Here is a 5,533-nt window from a genome sequence, read left to right on the forward strand (position 1 = left end):
GAGAGGAGTGCCATGCCTGGATGGATCTGGATCTTTCTGGTGATCTTCATGCTGGCCATGCTGATTGGCGGAGCCGTCTACGCCATCCGCCATGCCATGACAGCCGGCCGCTCCATAGGGCGGGTCTCAGACGATCTGAACCGACACATGCCCCAGCCCCCAGTTGCAGGACAGTCCCAGGCAACAGATAGGGCTGAAGGTCCGGCTTTCGCCCTGCCCCTGTCGCACTCAACCGAGCGCTACAGCCAGGCCCACGCCCAGGTTCTGCAGCGCAAGGAGCAGCGCAGAAGGAATCATGCCCGCGTCTGGCGGCGGTGGAAGCAGTTCAATAAGTAGTTCTTGGAGGAATATGTCAGGTCATCGTCACCACGGACAGGATTCATCAACATCCGAACCGGGGCCGGCGGAACGTTACGCTCGTTTCAGTCGTCATCGCAAACGCATGACCGGAGCGCCCGCACGTTTTCAGTCCAAGTTGCCCTTCCCTCTGGATGACTTCCAGCTGGAGGCCATCACGGCTTTGGAGGATGGCGACAACGTTCTGGTTGCCGCTCCGACCGGCGCCGGCAAGACCATCGTGGCCGACTTCGCAGTATTCCTGGCTCAGGAGCAGAACGTCAAGACCTTCTATACCACCCCAATCAAGGCGCTGAGCAACCAGAAATATCATGATCTGGTCGGCCGTTACGGCGAGGATCGGGTGGGGCTGCTGACCGGCGACACCTCCATCAACTCCGAGGCGGACATCGTGGTCATGACCACCGAGGTCCTGCGCAACATGCTCTATGAGCAGTCCTCCACCCTGACAGCCCTGAAGTACGTGATCCTGGACGAAGTCCACTATCTGGCCGACCGCTTTCGGGGACCCGTCTGGGAGGAGGTCATCATCCATCTTCCGGCCTCCACCAGAATCGTGGGGCTGTCGGCCACCGTGTCCAACGTAGAGGAGTTCTCCGACTGGATCTCCTCAGTGCGCGGACGCACCCATCTGGTGGTCTCCGAGCGCAGACCCGTGCCGCTGGAGCAGCACGTCCTGGTCCAGGCCGACAGGCACACCGAGCCCGAGATCCTGGACCTGTATCGGCACGACGGTTCAGGACGGCAGACGCCAAAGATCAACCCGCATCTGGTCTCCCGGCTGGCCCAGCTGGACAAGGCAGGACAGGAACGTGCCCAGGCCCGTGACCAAGGACACCATCATCACCATGGCCGCGGCGACAGGCCGGAGCGGCGGATGGGGGAGCGGTATCGTCCAAGCCGGGCCGACGTGGTCGATGAGCTGGACTTCATGGACATGCTGCCCGGCATCTACTTCATCTTCTCCCGAACCGGCTGCGACCAGGCCGTCCAACAGTGCATCCGGGCAGGCCTGCAGCTGACTACTGATGAGGAGGCCCGCCGAATACGGCACATCGTGGACTCCATGGCAGCCGGCCAGCTCAGCAAGGAGGATCTCAAGGCGCTGGGATTCTCCCAGTTCCGTTTCGCTCTGGAGCAGGGCTTCGCCGCCCACCACGCTGGCGTAGTCACCCTCTTCCGGCAGATAGTCGAACATCTGTTCGAACTAGGACTGCTCAAGGTGGTCTTTGCCACTGAAACCCTGGCCCTGGGCATCAATATGCCTGCGCGCTGCGTGGTGGTGGAGAAGCTGGAGAAGTTCGACGGCACCGGCCATGTAGCTCTGACGCCTGGCGAGTTCACCCAGCTAACCGGTCGGGCCGGCCGGCGGGGCATCGACGACATCGGCCATGTGGTGGTGGTGGATCACCGGGACTTCAGCCCCAAGACCATGGCAGCCCTGTCCAGCAGAAGGGTCTACCCGCTGCACTCAAGCTTCCGGCCCACCTTCAACATGGCTGTCAACCTGCTCAACTCATCCAGCTACAGCCGGACTCGGGATACCCTGGACCACTCCTTTGCCCAGTGGGAGGCCAATCGATCAGCCTCGGAGCTGGAGGAGCGCATCGAGACCCTGACCAGCGGTCTGGAGGACTACCGGAAGGCTGCCCAGTGCAGCCGTGGCGATCTGATCGAGTTCATGCGCATCCGTGCAGCCCTCTCCTCGGCCCAGAAGAATGATCGCCGCCGCTTGAAGCGTCAAAGGTTCACCAGCGAAAAGGCCCGGTCGCGGGCCTTTCGCGACCTTGACCGTCATATCGACCAGTTGCGCGAGCAAGAGCGCAACCATCCCTGCCGCCAGTGCCCGGACTTGCCCAAGCATCTGCGCTGGGGTAACCGGTGGATCCGCATGGACAAGGAACTGCAGCGCACACGGGAACAGTACGAGTCCAAAACAGGATCAGTCTCACGCCAGTTCGACAGAATCTGCCAGATTCTGGCCGACCTGCGCTACACACGGCCTGTGGACCCTGACGACTGCCGACTGACCCGGAAGGGGCAGCTGCTTCGGCGCATTTACAGCGAACAGGATCTGAGCCTTGCCGAGACCCTGGATCGGGGCATCCTCAATGATCTGGAACCCGCCGAACTGGCGGCCGCCGTCTCTGGACTCGTCTACGAATCCCGCCGTGGGGTAGGGGAGCAGCCAGGGGAGAGGGCCGGATACCGGGCTCCCAGGCTGGTTGAGGCCGTGGAGGATATGAAGCGTCAGTGGTCCCAAGTGCAAGAACGCTGCGATCAGGCCGGATTGGAACTGCCCCCGGAACTCGACTTCGGCTTGGGGCCGACCATTTACGACTGGGCATGCGGCGACTCGCTGACCACCATCCTGCGTGACAGCGATCTGACGGCGGGGGACTTTGTGCGCAACGCCAAGCGCCTGTCCGATGTGCTTACCCAGATCGTCCAGGTGGAACCCTACCTGGGCAGGGGAGGGCATCACCTGGCCAGGACTGCCAGCATCGCCGCTGATCAGGTTAACCGCGGCATTGTGGCTTATACAGGCGTGGAGTGAACACGGCCGCAGACAGGGAATAAGTTTCAGGTCAACACTGTTCTGTAGCTTGGAGGCAGTGACGGACACGAGTATGGAGGAATCATGGCAGAGCGCAGTCTTCGCGGCATGAGTATTGGGGCGAAGTCCCTGGAATCCGATCAGAATGTGGACTTCGCGGCACGCAGCGAGGTCGCCTACATCTGCCCCAAGGGCCATCGGACCATTCTGCCCTTAGCTGAGGGCGCTGAGGTGCCGCAGGAGTGGGAGTGCCGCTGCGGGCAAATCGCTCACCTTGAAGGACATGACGAGCAGGAGTCTGGCAAGACCGGCAAGCCGACCAGGACCCACTGGGACATGCTGCTGGAGCGTCGATCCGAGGACGAGCTCAAGGCTGTCCTTGACAAGCGCCTGAAAATGCATCGCGAAGGATGGTTCCCTGACTATGAGTAAATCACCGCGCCGCCTGGTTCTGCTGGATCTGGACGGTACCCTGACTGCTTCTCACCCTGGCATTCTCGCTTCTGTGGTGCAAACTTTCAAAGAGCTTGGTCATCCTGTGCCCGATGAGAGCGAGCTTCGACGATTCATCGGACCAGCTATCGAAGTATCCCTGCGCAACAACGGCATCAGTGAGGAGGATGTAGATAGGGGCGTTCAAATCTACCGGCGCTATTACAGCGAGATAGCAGCATTCGAGGATCCTGAACACCCAGGACAACACATCCCAGGTCGACTGCTCGCCACGGTCTTTGACGGCATTCCCGATCAGCTGAACCGTATGCACGAGCATAGTCTGACATTGGCTGTGGCCACCTGCAAACCCGAGTACCAGGCCCTGCCGGTCTGTGACCACTTCGGACTGACTCCACTGGTAGACGGCGTCTATGGCGCCAGCAAGGACTCTACAAGGATCACTAAGGCCCAGGTCATCACCTACGCTCTGCAACAGCTTGGTTTCGAAGCCAAACAAGGCGACCGAGCCCTTATGGTCGGCGACCGCTGGACTGATGCCGACGGTGCACTGGAAACCGGCCTGGACTGCCTGGGATGCGGATGGGGCTATGCCGAGCCCGGAGAGCTTGAGTCTCACGGGTGCTACCGAGTCATCGACCAAGTCGGCCAATTGTGCCAAGCTGCCGAGGATTACTTCCAGGAATAACACCTTGTTCAGGATCTGTCTTGTGCCAACGAGCACACACTTTTGAGGCCAAAGACATATGCATGTCAGTATCAGCAAAGATTCGGGAACAGGGTATGCCGGTATGCCCATATATCTATCGATTTAAAGGCAGTTCAGTCAAAAATATGAGCCGATATTGAACTGCCTTAAGTCAGCACTGCAGTATTTACAATAAGCCAATAATGATGTTCCGGCCCTACATAGATGTACCCGCTTAACCCGGCAAATCAAGGAGTAGAACTACGAGAGCTATTCCCGAAGAAACAAATGCTTCAGAGGAAACAACTTACACTTCATCACTAAGGGAATGTGTTAATAAACTGACCTTTAGATGCCAAATTTTAGCTGTCATCGCCACAGCTTCAATAGCCGGTCATGTAGGTGCGGTTTTCGGGGTCAGCAAAACAAATTGTGGCGAAACACCAGTAAGCCGATAATGTACGTTATGTCAGATTATCCATTTTCTTTTCTCCCCTGTTTCAGATTCCACAAGCCGTTCGCGTAAGTTCGCGGTCATCTAGATTCATGCAGCCCGTTGACGTTGCTCGTGCTGATGCTCCAGCCGCTGGCGCAGACGCATGACCGTCAACTCGTCAATGGGTCGCTCAGGCAGACCCGGGGTCAGCTGTCCAGTAGTCAAATCTACATGGTCGAAGGTCTGCAGTTCCAAATCCATCCGATGCCAGATAGCGCCCACAGAGATGGCGAAGACGGCACGCCCGGACTGCATCAAAGTGAAGACCTGATCTGGGCCTGAGCACTCGGTAACCTCGTCCCCGTCGCAAACCACAGTCACATGCTCAAGCTGACCCACTGTCCGACGCTCAAGATAAGCCACAGTGCTCGTTGCATTGACCAGGTTGACGCCGGCATCCAGGAGTCGCTTGAGGACCGCCAGGATGACCACATCTTTAAAAGAATAGAGCCTGCGGGAGCCTGATCCGTGTGAGGCCTTGATTGAGGGCTCTACAATCCGTTTGCGGGCCCAATAATCCAGCTGCCGATAGGTGATACCGGCCACCTTGGCCGCTACAGTTCCTCGGTAGCCTCGGGTAGTGCCCTCGGCCTGCTCAGCCGAGAAGAGTTCCCCCTGCACCAGCGTCGGCACCTCTTCGGCCATGACATGCCCCCTATCAGCTCTTGGCGATGACTGCCCGATTATCGAAGTAGACCAGCCGGAACTTGCCAATCATGATTTCGTCGCCGTTGTGCAGGTCGGCCTGGTCAACGCGTTCACGGTTGACGTAGGTGCCGTTGAGGCTACCAGTATCCTCGACCCTGAAGCCTTGGTCAGTCCGTACGAATATGGCGTGCGCCCTGGAGACTGTCGAGTCGTCCAACAGAATATCCGCTTTTGGATCACGGCCCACGCTGATCTGATCCTCATCCAGCAGATAACGCGATCCCGACACCGCTCCCCTAGTAGAGATCAGCAGGGCTGTACCCTCAGGCAATCG

Annotated in this window: 6 protein-coding genes; 4 read left to right on the top strand and 2 right to left on the bottom strand. The window is 58.8% G+C overall.

From position 1 onward, the window contains the following. From AC0AP0_RS08385 to AC0AP0_RS08400, 4 genes are all read left to right on the top strand, one after another. Positions 1-336, top strand: a 336-nt coding sequence (locus AC0AP0_RS08385) for a hypothetical protein (RefSeq protein ID WP_490430137.1), incomplete at its 5' end; no start/stop codon positions are given. Positions 337-349: 13 nt separating this feature from the next. Further along, on the top strand, positions 350-2,914 hold the full coding sequence (locus tag AC0AP0_RS08390; protein ID WP_490430138.1) for a DEAD/DEAH box helicase: 2,565 nt from the start codon (positions 350-352) through the stop codon (positions 2,912-2,914). 84 nt (positions 2,915-2,998) lie between these two features. Beyond that, positions 2,999-3,346, top strand: a complete 348-nt coding sequence (locus AC0AP0_RS08395; protein ID WP_045935333.1) for an RNA polymerase-binding protein RbpA — start codon at positions 2,999-3,001, stop codon at positions 3,344-3,346. Continuing rightward, on the top strand, positions 3,339-4,055 hold the full coding sequence (locus AC0AP0_RS08400; RefSeq protein ID WP_254477153.1) for an HAD hydrolase-like protein: 717 nt from the start codon (positions 3,339-3,341) through the stop codon (positions 4,053-4,055). Before AC0AP0_RS08395 ends, AC0AP0_RS08400 begins: the two co-directional genes overlap by 8 nt. A gap of 544 nt (positions 4,056-4,599) precedes the next feature. On the opposite strand, the gene AC0AP0_RS08405 is transcribed toward AC0AP0_RS08400, so the two are convergent. Together AC0AP0_RS08405 and AC0AP0_RS08410 are read right to left on the bottom strand one after the other, a co-directional pair. Next, a complete protein-coding gene (locus tag AC0AP0_RS08405) occupies positions 4,600-5,196 on the bottom strand; it encodes a MerR family transcriptional regulator (RefSeq protein ID WP_490430139.1) in 597 nt (198 codons plus the stop codon). A 13-nt stretch (positions 5,197-5,209) separates the two neighbouring features. Then, positions 5,210-5,533, bottom strand: a 324-nt coding sequence (locus AC0AP0_RS08410; RefSeq protein ID WP_490430140.1) for an FHA domain-containing protein, incomplete at its 5' end; no start/stop codon positions are given.

Source organism: Bifidobacterium sp. POST2/T3 (B1), from assembly GCF_058197115.1.

Excerpts from the sequence above, each read along its gene's own strand:
- AC0AP0_RS08390 (WP_490430138.1), top strand. The coding sequence starts at position 350 with ATGTCAGGTCATCGTCACCACGGACAGGATTCATCAACATCCGAACCG.
- AC0AP0_RS08395 (WP_045935333.1), top strand. The coding sequence starts at position 2,999 with ATGGCAGAGCGCAGTCTTCGCGGCATGAGTATTGGGGCGAAGTCCCTG.
- AC0AP0_RS08400 (WP_254477153.1), top strand. The coding sequence starts at position 3,339 with ATGAGTAAATCACCGCGCCGCCTGGTTCTGCTGGATCTGGACGGTACC.
- AC0AP0_RS08405 (WP_490430139.1), bottom strand. The coding sequence starts at position 5,196 with ATGGCCGAAGAGGTGCCGACGCTGGTGCAGGGGGAACTCTTCTCGGCT.